Genomic DNA, 1,680 nt, shown 5'->3' with positions numbered 1-1,680 from the left:
TTAATTTTTATTCTAAAGTTTAGTAAAATTCTATATTGAAATACGGTTGCAAGTTCATACGTGTTTCCAGCAGGATACCCCCCTTTTAGTATTAATTAAAGAGAAAAGCGACCGAATAGTATTACTTTTTAAATTCATAACTAGTTGTTTATTGTATTTTATCTATGTTTTTGCAATGGGCTAGCTAAGTAAACTTATTTGTAGTCAGTAAGTTAGTTAGTATATTTGGATTAAATTGTTCTAATTAATAAAAAAGTACACCCCAAAAAGGGGCGTTCATACAACATGATTGTGACAAATAATAGAGTGTTTTATTTATAATAAACTATTTTACAAAATTTCTATTTATTCGGCTACTTAGTGGTTTATTTTCAATGCTTTGTAGTTCTATCTCGATTGCATCACAGGAAATATGTATTTCAAATAAAGACGTTAATAACGATAAACTTAAGCAAGCTAAGCTAATGCCAAATAAAATAATTCCTGTGGCATTAAACTCAATAAATAATGCAAACATTGATAGTGTACACAGTAGAAAAGAGGCTACCCCGTACACTTGCATCGTTCTAATTAGCTTAATACGTTTACGTAAGTTAGTGATTTGAGCCACTACAACAGGCCGAATAGATTCACCTTCACGCGCATTTAGCTCCCTAATTAATTGCGCTAAAACTAAAAATCGGTTTGTATAGGCGAGTAATAGCAGCGATATGGCCGGAAAAAGTAAGCCAGGGGTTGTTAGTGTCATGTTTATTCCTTAAAAGTACAGCATGCTAATAATTTAGCGCAGGATATTGTTAACACAAAATAAATGAGGTGAATATTGCAAAATATTAATAATAACAATTCAACAGATAGCTCTTTTCAATGGGTTACAATTTATAAAGCTGAAAATACCTTGGAAGCGAATATCGTAAAAGGCTTAATACAAACTGCTGGAATAGAGTGTAAAATTAAAGGCGAGATGCTCCAAGGGGCGCTTGGAGAAATTCCATATGATCAGGCGCAAGTTAGTGTGCAGGTTTATGCGATAAAAGAGCGCCATGCGCGGCAAATATTGGTAAACTATCAACAAGTAAAACAATCCGCTCCAGATTGGGTATGCCCTAATTGTAATGAGCATAATGGATCAACATTTGATTTTTGTTGGTCGTGTGAGACGTTAAAGAATGACTAAAGCAAATAATTTTCAGCGTATTAGAGAGCTTAACTATTTACAAAAGGCCGTCTTAGCAAGTGCTTTAATAGAGCGAATGCTGCCAAATTACGGTTTATTTAGCGAAGCAACGGGTTTTGGTGATGAAACCTTATTACGTAATTCGCTTAATGTTTGTTGGGAAAAAATATTACTGCCTAAAAGTAAAATAGATCTCGAAAAACAAGTTGAAAAAATAGAGCCAAATGTTCCTGAACTTGCTGATTTTGATATGTTTGGTACTTATCCTGCTATTGATGCTGCAACGTCTTTACTTAGCTTAATGCACGGTTTAGTGGCGCAAGATGAGCAAGAGTTCATTAGTGTGAGCAAAATATCTCAAGCAACAGTGGCTCGCTTTATTGAATATCAAATGACGGTTGAAGGTGAGATTGCTGATAACACAGCAGTGAGAGAGCACCCATTAATGCAGTACGAAATTGAAGTATTAGGTGAGCTAATTGATTTTGTAGAAAATATGGGGC

Annotated in this window: 3 protein-coding genes; 2 read left to right on the top strand and 1 reads right to left on the bottom strand. The window is 34.4% G+C overall.

Annotated features, from left to right (window positions below; translation table 11 throughout):
* Positions 1–325: 325 nt before the first annotated feature.
* On the bottom strand, positions 326–748 hold the full coding sequence (locus H5072_RS18665; protein WP_002961042.1) for a DUF2721 domain-containing protein: 423 nt from the start codon (positions 746–748) through the stop codon (positions 326–328).
* 75 nt (positions 749–823) lie between these two features.
* On the opposite strand from H5072_RS18665, the gene H5072_RS18660 reads away from it, so the two are divergent.
* Positions 824–1,177: a DUF2007 domain-containing protein gene (locus H5072_RS18660; protein ID WP_002961041.1), complete on the top strand. Its 354-nt coding sequence runs from the start codon at positions 824–826 to the stop codon at positions 1,175–1,177.
* On the top strand, positions 1,170–1,680 hold a 511-nt coding region (locus H5072_RS18655), incomplete at its 3' end, for a YjaG family protein (RefSeq protein WP_182694417.1). The genes H5072_RS18660 and H5072_RS18655, both read left to right, overlap by 8 nt.

The sequence above is a fragment of the Pseudoalteromonas sp. SR45-5 genome, assembly GCF_014163565.1.
Classification (GTDB): domain Bacteria; phylum Pseudomonadota; class Gammaproteobacteria; order Enterobacterales; family Alteromonadaceae; genus Pseudoalteromonas; species Pseudoalteromonas distincta.
This window is presented reverse-complemented; position numbering and strand designations above follow the sequence as displayed.

Excerpts from the sequence above, each read along its gene's own strand:
- H5072_RS18665 (WP_002961042.1), bottom strand. The coding sequence starts at position 748 with ATGACACTAACAACCCCTGGCTTACTTTTTCCGGCCATATCGCTGCTA.